Raw genomic sequence first — 12,672 nt, 5'->3', positions numbered from 1 at the left:
TCCGGTGCGCGTGGCCCGCGTCAGAGCGGTGCGTGGCCGCGCTGCCGGAGCGCCGCCACCTCGCGGTAGAGGCCGGCGGCCTCGTGGGTCCGACCCAGCTGTTCGAGGCAGTGCGCCTCGTCGTCGCGGCCGGCGAGCGTGTCCGGGTGGGCGGGGCCCAGGAGCCGGGTCCGGGCGTCGGCGACCTGGCGGTACAGGGCGAGCGCGTCGGTCCAGCGGCCCAGCCAGCCGAGGGCGACGGCGACCTCACGGCGGCTGACGAGGGTGTCGGGGTGGTCGGGGCCCAGGACGTGTTCCCGGCCCCCGCACACCGCCCGCGCCTCGGCCAGGGCCTCGTCCCAGCGGGCCAGCCGACCGAGGTTGACGCCGAGTCCGTGGCGGGCGCGCAGCGTCTCCGGGTCGGTGGGGCCGTTGACCCGGGTCCGGGCGGCGACGAGCGCGCGGTACAGCTCCAGGGCGTCGGCGCTGCGGCCGAGGCGGCCGAGGCTGATGCCGACCTCGTAGCGGGTGGCGAGGGTGTCCGGGTGGTCGGAGCCGAGCAGCCGGGTCCGCGCCTCGGCGACCTGGCGGTAGGTGTGCAGGGCTTCCGTCCAGCGGCCGAGCCGGCCCAGGGTGTAGCCGACCTCGTAGAGCGTGACCAGGGTGTCCGGGTGGTCGGCCCCCAGCACCCGGGCGCGGGCCGCGGCCACGTCGCGGGCCATGCCGTAGGCGTCCTCCAGGCGTCCCAGCCGGCTGAGGCTGAAGGCCAGGTTGTGGCGGCAGCGCAGGGTGTCGGGGTGGTCGGGGCCCATCGCGCGCTCCCGTGCGGCGAGCACGGCCGTGTGCAGTTCGTGGGCCTCGGTGTGCCGGCCGAGGCGGCCGAGCGCGTACGCCATCTGCTGCCGGGCGTTGAGCGTTTCGCTGTGCTCGGGGCCGAGGGCGCGGGCGCGGTCCTCGGCGATGCGGCCGAACTCGCGCAGCGCGTTCTCGGCCCGGTCCTTGCGGCTGGGGCCGGGGCTCAGGACCTGGCGGTCGGCCCGTGGGCCGGGCGGGGCGGTTCCGGTGGTCCAGGCGAGGGTGAGGCCCGCCGAGTGGTCGGGCGGGGTCACCGCGCCCGTCGCCTTGTGACCGCCGGTCATCGTGTCCGCCCAGGCGGGCAGCGGCGCGGCGGGGGCGGGCGTCCGGCCGGAGAGGGCGACCGGGGCGGGCGGTGCCTCGCCGGCCGGGCCGAGGGAGGGCTGCTCGCCGGTGCGGCCGACGGCGATGCGGCGGCGCAGGTCGTGGGCGTCGGCCGGGCGCTCCTCGGGGGTCTTGGCGAGCAGGTCGAGGACGACCCGGTCGAAGAACCCGGGGAGTTCGGCGCGGTGGGAACGCAGCGGCTCGGGCGGGGTGTCGCGGTGGCCGACGAGGATGCCCCAGGAGTCCTCCAGGTCGAAGGGCGGGGCCCCGGTCGCGATCTCGTACAGCACGCAGCCCAGCGAGTAGAGGTCGCTGCGGTGGTCGACCTGGCCGCCGCTGATCTGCTCGGGCGACATGTAGTGCGGGGTTCCCATGGCGATGCCGACGCCGGTGAGCCGTGAGGTGACGGGGATGCCGTGGCCCGGCCGGGCGATGCCGAAGTCGCAGATCTTCACCGTCCCGTCGGACAGCCGCATGATGTTGGCGGGCTTGAGGTCGCGGTGGACGATGCCCTGCTGGTGGGTGTAGCCGAGGGCGTCCGCGACCTGTTCGGCGATGTCCACGATGTCGTCCACGGGCAGCGGGTGCTGCGCGTTGTCCTCCAGGAGCTGGCTGAGGTTGCGGCCGTCCAGCAGCTCCATCACGAGGTAGAGCACGCCCTCGTACTCGCCGAAGTCGTGGACGACGGTGACGCCCCGGTGCTGGAGGGCGGCGGCCACCCGGGCCTCGCGGCGGAAGCGTTCGCGGACGATGCGGGTGTGGTCCTCGTCGTGCTGGGCGTTCATGGGCTTGAGGCATTTGACGGCGACCTGGCGGCCCAGCGCTTCGTCGCGGGCCCGCCAGACCTCGCCCATGCCGCCGCGACCGATCAGGTCGAGCAGCCGGTACCGGCTCTGGATCAGCCTGGTTTCCGCCATCCCTGTTGCCGCCCCCGTCGTTCAGCCCGCTGTCGCCGCACCCTCCCAGGTCGGTCCAGTATGGCTGCCTGCCTCTTCAGTGTGTACGGGGTGGGGCGGCTGCCGGGTCCGAGCCGGGCCATCGCGTTCATGATGTGACCGGGCGGAAGCCGCCACCGCAGCCGCGCGGGGACGGCCCGCAGGAGCGCCCCGACGGTGCGCAGCCGGCGGTCCACGGCGGCGGGCGGCGGCGCCGTTCTCCCGTACAGCTCATGGGCGAACGGCGGCAGCGACTGGTACGCGAGGGCGGCCACGCGCCGCCAGAGCAGGTCGCGTGCGGGAACGAGGAGCGGCGGCACGGGCGGGCGGCGCAGGAAGCTGTCGACGTCCAGCGCCTCCGGGGTGCGGGCGAGCCGGGGCCGTATCCCGGCGAAGTAGTCGGCCATCTCAGCGGTCGTCGCGGGCACGTCCTGCGGGTCGAGGCCGACGAGCCGGGCGCTGTGCCGGTGTTCGGCGAGGTACTGGTCGGCCTGCCGGGCGGTGAGCGGGTAGCCGGAGCGGAGCAGGACCTGGAGGTAGGAGTCGGCTTCGGCGCAGTGCACCCACAGCAGCAGCTCGGGCTCGTCCACGCCGTGGGTGGTGCCGGTCGCCGGGTCGGTGACCTTCAGGCGGGCGTGGATCTTCCGGACCCGGGCGCCCGCCTTCTCGGCGGCCTCGGTGGTGCCGTAGGTGAGGGTGCCGACGAAGCCGGCCGTGCGCATGAGCCGGCCCCAGGCGTCCTGGCGGAAGTCGGAGTTCTGCATCACGCCGCGCACGGCGAGGGGGTGGAGCGCCTGGAGGTAGAGGGCCCGCACCCCGGCGATCCACATCATCGGGTCGCCGTGCAGCTGCCAGGTGACCGATGCGGGTCCGAAGAGCCCGGGGTCGGCTTCCGTCATGTGCGTGTCCCTCCCGCTCGGGGGCGGTCCGGCCGGTGCGGACGGGTGCGGTGGTCAGCGGGCGCCGGGCGCGGCGGCGACGCGTTCCAGCACGGTATCGAGGTCGGCGCGGGACCACCAGGAGCCCTCCCGCAGCACCCCGGCGATCCGGCGCAGCGCGGTGTGGTCCGTCAGCGGGTCCTCGTCGAGGAGCACCAGGTCGGCGGGCATGCCGGGGGCGATGCGGCCGGACGTCCCCGCCTCGCCGAGGAACCGGGGGTGGGCGCGTGCACCGCGTGCGCGCGGTCGGGACGGACCAGCCGGCCCCGGTGGAAGAGGAGCGGGCGGCGCGGCCCGTCGGCGGCGGCCGGGTCCAGGGCGCGCCGATCGAGAAGGTGGCCGGGCAGGAGGCGGTGGACGCCTTCTCGGCGCTGGAGTACTTCACCCGGTTCGCGCGCGCCCAGGGGGTGTCCGGAGGCGGTCCAGGAGGGCCGCCTCCGCGGTGTCCGAGTGCGTGCCCTCCCAACTGGCCAGGGGCACGGCGCGCAGGTGGCGCCCCTGCGGGTCGAGCAGGTGGCCGGCGAGCTTCATCGGCCAGAGCGTGAGCGCCCGGTCGGCCACCGTCAGCTCCGGATGGCGGGCGGTGAGCCGGGACTCGAAGGCGCCGATGTCGTCCACCGAGCGCAGCCAGGCGGCCAGGAGCAGGTTGTGCGGGCCGGTCAGCGAGGCGCAGAGCCGGATCTCGCGGATCTGGCTGATGCTCTTCGCGAGCTGCGGCGCCCGGCTCTGCGGCACCGCCGCCCAGTACGAGACCGACACCGGCCAGCCGGAGAGCGACCGCGCCACCTCGCACCGGTAGGCGAGCGCCCGGTCGGCGTCCAGCCGGTCGAGGCGGCGGCGCACGGTCGTGGGGCTGAGCCCGGTGCGCTCGGCGATGTGGGCGACGGGCCGGCGCGGGTCCTCGCCGAGGACCCGGACCAGTTCGAGGTCGCGCTCGGGAACGGTGTACGTCGGCTGCCGGCCGGGGGCGGGCGGGGCGAGCTTGCGGCGCTGCTCCTCGGTGAGGCGGTCGAGCCGCCAGCGGCTGCCCTCGGTGTGCAGGGTGGTGGCGACCTGGGTGCGGGAGGCCGCGACGCCGTCGAGGGCGCCGAGGCGGAAGCCGACGTACCGGGCGAGCTGGGCGTGGTCGGTGAAGACCGCGGTGATCACGAGGTCCCGGCTGCCGCTGACGTGCTCCAGGTTGAACACGTGCGGGTCGTCGGCGATGTGGTCGGCCACCTCGTGCAGCCGCCCGGGGACGCAGTCGACCTCGATGAACGCGACCAGGGTCCAGGTGTGCGGGCCGCTCGCCGCGACCGAGGGGTGGACGCCGATCCAGGCGTGCCCGGCCTGGGTCAGCCGGGCCCAGCGCCGGGCGACCGTCGAGGCGTCCATGTCGAGCACGTCCCCGATGGTCCGCCAGTCCGCGCGCGGGGCGATCTGGAGCGCGGTGACGAGGAGCAGATCGAGTTCGTCCAGCACGGGGCCGCCTCCGGGTGGTGGTGGTTATCGGCAAACGATCTATACGTTCCGGAGGATACGAGCACAAGCTCCGGTCCGTTCGACCGGATCGGCACCATACCAGGCATGTTCGCACGCACTGACGCCCTCGCCCTCGGCGACTCCCTGGTCCGCCTGCGCCACGCCCTGCACCGGCAGCCCGAGCTCGGCCTCGACCTCCCCCGCACCCAGCGGGCCGTCCTGGACGCGCTGTCCGGGCTGCCCCTGGAGATCACGACCGGCGGCAAGCTCACCTCGGTGACCGCCGTCCTGCGCGGTGGCCGCCCCGGCCCCGCCGTGCTGCTGCGCGGGGACATGGACGCGCTCCCCGTGCAGGAGGACAGCGGTGTGCCGTACACCTCCGAGGTGCCCGGGCGGATGCACGCCTGCGGCCACGACGTGCACACCGCCGGGCTGGTCGGGGCGGCCCGGCTGCTGGCCACACGGCGCGAGGAGCTGGCGGGCGACGTGGTGTTCATGTTCCAGCCCGGGGAGGAGGGCATGGGCGGGGCGCGGCTGATGATCGAGGAGGGCGTGCTCGACGCGGCGGGGACCCGGGTCGTCGCCGCGTACGCGCTCCACGTCACCTCGGCGGTGCTGCCCGTCGGCACCGCCGCCGTACGGCCGGGCCCGATGCTCGCCGCCTCCGACGAGGTCACCGTCCGCGTCGTGGGCGCCGGGGGCCACGGGTCGTCGCCGCACCTGGCCAAGGACCCGGTCCCGGCCGTCTGCGAGATGGTCACCGCGCTCCAGACCCTGGTCACGCGCACCGTCGACATCTTCGACCCGGCCGTGATCACGGTGGGCTCGCTGCACGCGGGGTCCGCCGGGAACGTCATCCCCGGGACCGCCGAATTCACCGCCACCATCAGGACGTTCTCAGAGGAGACCCGGGCCCGGGTCCGGACCGCCTTGGAACGGACCGTGCGGGGGATCGCCGCCGCGCACGGCCTGACCGCCGAGAGCGACTACCGCGAGGGCTACCCGGTCACCGTCAACGACGCCGCCGAGGCCGCGTTCGCGCTGCGCACCGCGCGCGAAGTGCTCGGCGCCGCACAGGTCTTCGAGGCGCCGCGCCCGATGGCCGGCTCCGAGGACTTCTCGTACGTACTGCACGAGGTCCCGGGGGCCTACGTGGGCCTCGGCGCGTGCCCGTCCGGCCAGGATCCGTCGGCCGCCCCCATGAACCACTCCGCGCAGGCGGTCTACGACGACCGGTCGGTGGCGGACGCCGCCGCCCTGCTGGCCGGGCTCGCGGCGCGGCGCCTCCAGGACTCCGAGCAGCCGTCATGAGCACGACCGAGTCCACCAGGCCCGCTCCGGCGGAGACCGCGTCGGTCGGCGCCGTCGTGGGCCTCCTCGTCCTCTTCGAGCTGACCAGCGGCTTCCTTCAGGGCGGGATCGCCCCGCTGCTGCCGGACATCGGCACCGAGCTGGGGATCGCGGACGCCGACCTCAACTGGGTGATCGCCGCGCAACTGCTCGCCGCTGCAGTCTCGGTGCCCGCCTTCGGCCGGCTCGGCGATGTGTACGGGCACCGCCGGATGCTGCGGGTCTCGCTGGTGTGCGTCGCCGTCGGCTCGCTCCTCGTCGCCTTCGCGCCCTCGCTGCCCGTGCTGCTGGCCGGGCGGGTGCTGCTGGGCCCGCTCGCGGCCCTGCTGCCCCTGGAGATCGCTCTCGTACGGGACCGGCTCTCCGTCGAACGTGCCCGCGGGGCCATCGCGCGCCTGGTCGGCGCGCTGACCCTCGGGACGCTGCTCGGCGGGGTGGTGATGGGCCTGGCGCACAGGACGACGGGCGATGTCCGGATCACCCTGCTCCTCCCGGCCGTGCTGGCCCTGCTCTGCGTCCCGGTCTCGTTCCTCGCGATCCCGGAGTCCGGCCGGACGCCGGGTGCCCGGCTCGACTGGCCGGGCGTGGGCCTGCTGAGCCTGGCGGTACTCCTGCTGCTCGCGGGGATCTCGGCGGCGAAGACCGGCCCCCTGCTCTCCGGCGCGGTGCTGGTCCCGGTGCCGCTGGCCCTGGTGGCGGGGGCGGTGTGGGCGGTCCGCGAGCTGCGGGTGCCCGAGCCGCTGGTGGACCTGCGGGCGCTGGCCGACCGCAGCGTCGCCCCGTACTTCCTGTGCGCGGCGGCGTTCGGCGTCATCTACTTCGGCAGCCTGGCCCCGGACTCCACCTTCCTGGCGGCAGACCCGCAGCGCACCGGCTACGGATTCGGGCTCTCCGCCCTCGCCATCTCGCTGATCGCCCTGCCGGCCGGGGTCGCCGCCGTCGTCGGCTCCTCGCTGACCGCGCTCGTCGCGCGGCGCATCGGCTACCGCCCCGCTCTGATCGCCTCGTTCGCCCTGATCGCCGTGAGCTTCCTGTCCACCGCCGCGTTCCACACGGCGATCTGGCAGCTCGTGGCGGCCAAGGTGCTCGCCGGGGCCGGGATCGGCGTGGCGCTCGGCGCGCTGCCCACGGTGATCGCGGAGGCCGGCGCCCCCTCGCGTACGGGCATCACCACGGCCCTCTACAACAACGTCAAGACCCTGGGCGGGGCGGTCGCCGGAGCTGTCATCGCGGTCATCCTGGCGACCCCGGCGTCCGAGACCGGGAGCGCCGTCCCCGACACCCAGGAGGCGGCGAACGAGTCCGGGTACGTCACGGTGTGGCTGCTGTGCGCGCTGCTCTCCGCCGGCGCGGCCGTGGCGGCGGCCGCCGCGCGGCGCGGGGCGGCGGAACGACCGGAATGACCGGGCGGGCGGAGCGCCCGGCTTGTCATACTGCTCCGATGACCGACGTACCTGCCCCCGCACTCGACTCGCTGGCCGGGCTCGCCTTCGGTGACGCCTTCGGCGACCGCTGGTTCGGCATCCTGCGCCGCGGGGGCTCCGCGCCCCTGGAGGCGCGGGCGCTGCCCGAGGAGCCCGTGTGGCGGTGGAGCGACGACACCGCGCAGGCGCTGGTCCTGGTCCGCGAACTGGCCGAAGGGGACGGCGCCGTGGACCAGGACCGGTTCGCCCGGCGCCTGGCCGAGGAGTACGCCGCCGACACGCACCGCGGCTACGGCGCATCGATGCACGACGTGCTGCGCCGGATCGGCGCGGGCGAGCCCTGGCAGAAGCTGGTGACCGCGCAGTTCGAGGGCATGGGCTCGTGGGGCAACGGGGCGGCCATGCGCGTCGCCCCGCTCGGTGCCTGGCACGCCGCCGACCTGGACACCGCCGTCGAGCAGGCCGCCCGCCAGAGCGCGGTCTCGCACCACCATCCGGAGGCGGCCGCCGGGGCGGTGGCGGTCGCCGTCGCCGCGGCGCTGGCCGTGCGCGGCCGGGGCGGCCCGGCCCCCGAGCGCACCGCGTTCCTCCAGGAGGTCGCCGCGCACCTGCCCGACAGCGATGTGCGCTCGGGCGTCCGCATCGCGTCCCGGATGCCCGCCCACACCTCGGTCCGGCACGCCGCGGAGGTGCTGGGCTCCGGCTACCGGATGTCCGGGCCGGACACCGTCCCGTTCGCTCTGTGGTGTGCGGCGGGGCACCTGGACGACCTGGAGGAGGGCCTGTGGTGCACGGTCGCGGGACGCGGTGACATCGACACCACCTGTGCCATCGCGGGCGGCGTGATCGCCGCCCGTACCGGCGTAGCCGCCCTCCCGCCGGCCTGGCACACGGCCCGCGAACCGCTGCCGGGGTGGGCGGCGCTCAGCGCCTGACCGCGCGCAGCACCACGAACTTCGGATCGCCCGCCACCGTCGCGCAGTTGCCGAAGACGCGGCGCAGGGTGGCGTGGTGGCCCAGGTGGCGGTTGGCGACCACCCACAGCTCGCCGCCCGGGCGCAGCGCGCGCCGGGCCCCGTGGAACATGGTCCGGGCGGTCGCGTCGGTGGTGGCCTGGTGGGAGTGGAACGGCGGGTTGTTGAGGACCAGGTCCGCGCTGCCGGGCTCGGCTCCGGTCAGGCCGTCCCCGACGACGAAGCGGGCCCGGGCGTCCGGCCCGGTGTTGTCGCGGAAGGTCGCCTCGGCCGAGGCGACCGCCTGGTACGACTCGTCGACGAAGGTGAGGGCGGCGTCGGGGTTGGCGAGGGCGGCGGCGAGGCCGAGGACGCCGTTGCCGCAGCCGAGGTCCACGACCCGGTCGGGGCCGTTGCGGTCCGGCAGGTGTTTGAGGAAGAAGCGGGTGCCGATGTCGAGCCGGTCGGCGCAGAAGATGCCGGCGTGGTTGGTGACGGTGTGACCGGCGGCCGGTCCGGCGTCCGCGGGGAGCTCGTAGCGCAGCGGCCAGGGGCTCGGGGTGCGGGACAGGGCCGGGTCCGGGGTGCAGTGGATGAGCCGGGCCTTGCGGACCGCGAGGGAGGTCCGGGTCGGGCCGATGATCCGCTCGAAGAGGCTGAGCGTGGAGGTGTGGATCTCCTTGACCATCCCGGTGCCGACGACGACCGTCCCGGCGTGCACGGCGGGCGCGATGCGGTGGAGCTGGTCCTCCAGGAGCGCGAGGCTCTTCGGTACGCGGACGAGGAGGACGTCGACGTGGTCCGGCGGGGTGTCGCGCGGCGACAGCAGGCGCACCGCGTCGGCGGGCAGCCCATTGCGTTCCAGGTTCGCGGCGGTCGCCCGCTGCCCGAGGTAGGAGTCGCTGATCTGTACGGGGCGGTGCGCGGCCAGGACCATGCTCAGGGCGCCCCAGCGGTCGCCGATGACGACGACGTTCCCCGAGACGTCGACCGCCTCCTCCAGGTGCTGGAGCAGATAGGCGTCGGCCGCGTCCCAGGCACGGAACGGGTCGCGGGGGTCCTCGGGGAAGCGGGCGAGGTCGTATCCGGCCTCTGACGTCGTCAAACGGTTCATTGTGCGTTCAGGCTAACCGAGCGGCGCCCGGCGCCCGTACCTGCCGGTGGCGCGACGGCCGGGGCCGCCGCGCCGTACCGCTGTCTACGGCAGTCGCTTGTCGATGGCCGCCCGGCCCTCCCTGGCCAGGGTGCGCTCCGCCCACTCGAGGTTCGCCGGGGTGAGGTCCTTCCCCGAGGCGAGTACCAGGTCCTCCGGGGACGGGTTGTCGGTGGCGCCGGTGTGCAAGAGGTCGTCCGGAGTCACGCCCCGGGTGCTGGATACGGAATCGGACTCGTCGCTCATGCCGCCTCCTTGTCCTTCCCGTCATTCTCGCCCTCCCCCGGCGCTCCCGCATCCGAGGCCGGGGCGGGGACCCGGAACGGGTTCCGGGTCCTCACTTGACCTGCACATGATAGATACGCCGGGTTCACACATCGTGACGGTGCGCATGGAAGGCTCCCGCGTACACATAGCGGACACGACGCACCGCGGAACCGTCCCCCACCCCGCGACGGCGTCGCGGTGCGCGTATTCCCGGAGAGGACACCCCACATGTCCCGTCGCCACCTTCCCGTGCGCCGCGCCCTGCCGGCCGCGCTCGCCGCCCTCGCGGTGTTCAGCGGCACGGCGGCCGCCGCACCCGTCCCGACGCCACCACGGACCACCGCCTCCTCGCTCACCGCCCTGGACGACACGTACTACCAGGACGCGACCGGCAAGACGGGCGCCGCACTGAAGAGCGCCCTCCACACGATCATCAGCGACCAGAGCAAGCTCACCTACAGCCAGGTCTGGGACGCCCTGAAGGACACCGACGAGGACCCGGCCGACCCCTCGAACATCATCGAGCTGTACACCGGGCGCTCCGAGCCGAAGAGCGACAACGGCGGCAGCCCGGGCCAGTGGAACCGCGAGCACGTCTGGGCCAAGTCCCACGGCGACTTCGGCACGGCCACCGGCCCCGGCACCGACATCCACCACCTGCGCCCGTCCGACGTCCAGGTCAACTCCACACGCGGCAACAAGGACTTCGACAACGGCGGTACGGAGCTGGGCGACGCCCCGGGCAACTACACCGACTCCGACTCCTTCGAGCCGCGCGACGCCGTCAAGGGAGACGTCGCGCGGATGATCCTCTACATGGCCGTGCGCTACGAGGGCGACGACGGCTTCCCGGACCTGGAACCCAACGACAGCGTGTCCAACGGCTCCTCACCGCACATCGGCCGGCTCTCCGTACTCAAGGCATGGAGCGAGCAGGACCCGCCGGACGCGTTCGAGAAGCGGCGCAACGACGTCATATACGAGGACTACCAGCACAACCGGAACCCGTTCGTGGACCACCCCGAGTGGGTGGACGCCATCTGGTGACGGGCCCCTGCTGAGCCACCGCGAGGCCGTCGGCCGTCAGCTCCGCTCCGCCTGGGCGATCCGGGGGAACGACTTGACGCCGGCGGCCTTGCGGCTGTTCGCGTGCTGGCTGACGGTCTTGTCGGTCGGCGCGTCCGGGAAGCCGAGCACCACGGAGTCCAGCACCTTGCCCGAGGCGTCGACGAACTCGACGCGCACGGCGAAGAACGCCTGCTCGCCGCTCCGGTTGGTCACCCGCACCAGGGCGCTGCGGAACTTCTCCCCGGGCGCGACCGCGATGCCGTTGACGGAGACGTCGTCCACCGCGTTGCCCTTGCCCTCGACACCCTTGAGGGTCGCCGCGGCCTTCTGCCGATTGCGCTCGGCGTCGGCGGAGACGGAGGCGGCGAACTCGTCCGGGGTGCGCCCGCTGCGGGTCGGACTCGGGCTCGCCGTCGGTTCGGCCGAGAGGGTGCGGGTGCTTCTGGCCGTACCCGGGGACGGGGTGCCGGAGTCGCCGCAGGCGGCCGCTCCGGCGGCGAGCACCGCGACGAGCGCGGCAGGGGTCAGGCTGCGGATGACGCGGCCTGGGAAGGGGCGCCGCGCGGGGCCGGTCCGGTTCACAAACGCTCCGTCCACTGAAGCGGGCACGGGGAAGCAGGGCTTCCCGCACCCGGGATGACCAACTCGCCCATATTAGGATCAAAAGGTATGAATTGACTCGTTGATTCACCCGCTCCGCACGCAGTGCGCGCGATTCCCCGGGAGGGAACTGATGGACACGGACGCCCTGACCGCCGGCCTGCTGCAGGAGCTCCGCCGGACCCGCCCCTATCCGGCCCTGTCCCTGACCATGCCGACCCACCGGCGCGCCCCGGACAACGCCCAGGACGCCGTACGGCTGCGCAACCTGCTCTCCGATGCCCACAACCGGCTGGAAGCCGATCCGGAGGTCAGCCGGGAGGTCTGCGCCGCGATCAAGCAGCAGCTCGACCGCGCGGCCGGCGAACTCGACCAGCGCCGGGCCCTGGACGCGCTCGTGCTCCTCGCCACGTCCGACGAGTTCCAGATCTGGCGGCTGCCGCGTACCGCACCCGAACGGGTGGTACTGAGCGACAGCTACCTCACCCGCAACCTGGTCGCCGCCAAGGCCCAGGCCCGCCCCTACTGGGCGCTGACCGTGGCCGCCGACCACGCCGCCCTGTTCAGCGGCACCACCGAGTCCGCCCAGGAGGCGCACGTCGGCGGCTTCCCGCTGGCCGCCCCGCGCGAGGAGTTCAACCCGCAGCGCATGGAGCGGATCGGCGACACCGCGAGCAACTTCGCCAGCGAGGACACCCGGAACTTCCTGCGCACGGTGGACGAGAAGCTGCGTACCGTCCTCGCCACCGACCCCCGCCCGCTCTACCTGGTCGGCATCGCGCCGGCGCTCGCCCTCTTCGACGAGGTCAGCGAGTGCGCCAAGGACGCGGTCGGCCGGGTCACCAAGGGCGCGCCGGCCGACAACGCGCCCCGCGATCTGCTCACCGAGCTGCGCCCGGCCCTGGACGCCCGGCGCGCGCACTTCGCCCAGGAGATCGAGGGACGGCTGGACGCGGCGCGCGGCCGCAAGGCGTTCGCCGGCGGCCTGGACGAGGTGTGGGCCGCGGTGCGCGAGGGCCGCGCCGGTCTGGTGGCCGTCGAGGAGCACTACCAGCAGACGGTACGGGTCGACCAGGAGCACCTGAAGCCGGTGACCGACGACGTGGTGGACCCCTCCGACGCGAGCGTCCGCGAGGACATCGTGGACGAGTTGGTCGAGGCGGCGCTGGACAGTGGCGCGGAGGTGTTCTTCGTCGCGGACGACTCGCTCAAGGCGCACGGCCGGATCGCGGCGGAACTGCGCTTCTGAGCGGCCCGGCAGCACGGCGGGGGCCGGGCGGGGTCGTACGGTCCGGCCCCGCCCGGCTGGCGGGGCCCCCCCACCCCGGGCCCCGGGGCCGCCCCGGGGCGGGGGGTTGCGTGGTT

The 12,672-nt window shown here is 74.4% G+C and carries 12 protein-coding genes; 5 read left to right on the top strand and 7 right to left on the bottom strand.

Translation table 11 applies throughout. The features are described 5' to 3' along the window. Positions 1-20 precede the first annotated feature (20 nt). From ACFZAT_RS24245 to ACFZAT_RS24230, 4 genes are all read right to left on the bottom strand, one after another. Positions 21-2,075, bottom strand: coding sequence for a tetratricopeptide repeat protein (locus tag ACFZAT_RS24245; protein ID WP_391266979.1), 2,055 nt, complete (start codon positions 2,073-2,075; stop codon positions 21-23). Further along, positions 2,057-2,992, bottom strand: a complete 936-nt coding sequence (locus tag ACFZAT_RS24240) for an oxygenase MpaB family protein (protein ID WP_391266977.1) — start codon at positions 2,990-2,992, stop codon at positions 2,057-2,059. The genes ACFZAT_RS24245 and ACFZAT_RS24240 overlap by 19 nt, the downstream gene beginning before the upstream one ends. Before the next feature lie 54 nt (positions 2,993-3,046). Beyond that, complete coding sequence (locus ACFZAT_RS24235; RefSeq protein WP_391266975.1) at positions 3,047-3,202, bottom strand: hypothetical protein; 156 nt, start codon at positions 3,200-3,202, stop codon at positions 3,047-3,049. A 210-nt stretch (positions 3,203-3,412) separates the two neighbouring features. After that, the gene (locus ACFZAT_RS24230) at positions 3,413-4,492 is read right to left on the bottom strand and encodes an AsnC family transcriptional regulator (RefSeq protein WP_391266973.1); all 1,080 of its coding nucleotides are present in this window, start codon (positions 4,490-4,492) and stop codon (positions 3,413-3,415) included. 105 nt (positions 4,493-4,597) lie between these two features. Between ACFZAT_RS24230 and ACFZAT_RS24225 the strand changes: the two genes are divergently transcribed. Genes ACFZAT_RS24225 through ACFZAT_RS24215 form a run of 3 tightly spaced genes read left to right on the top strand, consistent with a single transcriptional unit; the run spans position 4,598 to position 8,201 of the window. Then, positions 4,598-5,803, top strand: coding sequence for an amidohydrolase (locus ACFZAT_RS24225; RefSeq protein ID WP_391266970.1), 1,206 nt, complete (start codon positions 4,598-4,600; stop codon positions 5,801-5,803). Continuing rightward, the gene (locus ACFZAT_RS24220; protein ID WP_391266968.1) at positions 5,800-7,245 is read left to right on the top strand and encodes an MFS transporter; all 1,446 of its coding nucleotides are present in this window, start codon (positions 5,800-5,802) and stop codon (positions 7,243-7,245) included. The genes ACFZAT_RS24225 and ACFZAT_RS24220 overlap by 4 nt, the downstream gene beginning before the upstream one ends. Before the next feature lie 38 nt (positions 7,246-7,283). After that, on the top strand, positions 7,284-8,201 hold the full coding sequence (locus ACFZAT_RS24215; RefSeq protein WP_391266966.1) for an ADP-ribosylglycohydrolase family protein: 918 nt from the start codon (positions 7,284-7,286) through the stop codon (positions 8,199-8,201). Here the strand turns inward: ACFZAT_RS24215 and ACFZAT_RS24210 are convergent. Together ACFZAT_RS24210 and ACFZAT_RS24205 are read right to left on the bottom strand one after the other, a co-directional pair. Next, complete coding sequence (locus ACFZAT_RS24210; protein ID WP_391266963.1) at positions 8,191-9,333, bottom strand: methyltransferase; 1,143 nt, start codon at positions 9,331-9,333, stop codon at positions 8,191-8,193. The two genes, ACFZAT_RS24215 and ACFZAT_RS24210, sit on opposite strands and share 11 nt — an antisense overlap. Before the next feature lie 84 nt (positions 9,334-9,417). Further along, positions 9,418-9,618, bottom strand: coding sequence for a hypothetical protein (locus tag ACFZAT_RS24205; RefSeq protein WP_132902592.1), 201 nt, complete (start codon positions 9,616-9,618; stop codon positions 9,418-9,420). A 249-nt stretch (positions 9,619-9,867) separates the two neighbouring features. Here ACFZAT_RS24205 and ACFZAT_RS24200 point away from each other — a divergent pair, with 249 nt between their 5' ends. Next, a complete protein-coding gene (locus ACFZAT_RS24200) occupies positions 9,868-10,686 on the top strand; it encodes an endonuclease (RefSeq protein ID WP_391266958.1) in 819 nt (272 codons plus the stop codon). A 36-nt stretch (positions 10,687-10,722) separates the two neighbouring features. Here ACFZAT_RS24200 and ACFZAT_RS24195 read toward each other — a convergent pair whose 3' ends face one another. Continuing rightward, on the bottom strand, positions 10,723-11,289 hold the full coding sequence (locus ACFZAT_RS24195; RefSeq protein ID WP_391266956.1) for a hypothetical protein: 567 nt from the start codon (positions 11,287-11,289) through the stop codon (positions 10,723-10,725). A gap of 151 nt (positions 11,290-11,440) precedes the next feature. Between ACFZAT_RS24195 and ACFZAT_RS24190 the strand changes: the two genes are divergently transcribed. Continuing rightward, positions 11,441-12,556 (top strand): chemotaxis protein, encoded by a 1,116-nt coding sequence (locus tag ACFZAT_RS24190; RefSeq protein ID WP_391266953.1) that lies wholly within the window; start codon positions 11,441-11,443, stop codon positions 12,554-12,556. Positions 12,557-12,672: the final 116 nt, after the last annotated feature.

Origin of the sequence: Streptomyces sp. NPDC008163, assembly GCF_042956885.1 — a bacterium.
In the GTDB taxonomy this organism is placed as follows: domain Bacteria; phylum Actinomycetota; class Actinomycetes; order Streptomycetales; family Streptomycetaceae; genus Streptomyces; species Streptomyces drozdowiczii_A.
Note: the sequence above shows the minus strand (reverse complement) of the source record. Positions and strands in the feature narration are given on the sequence as shown.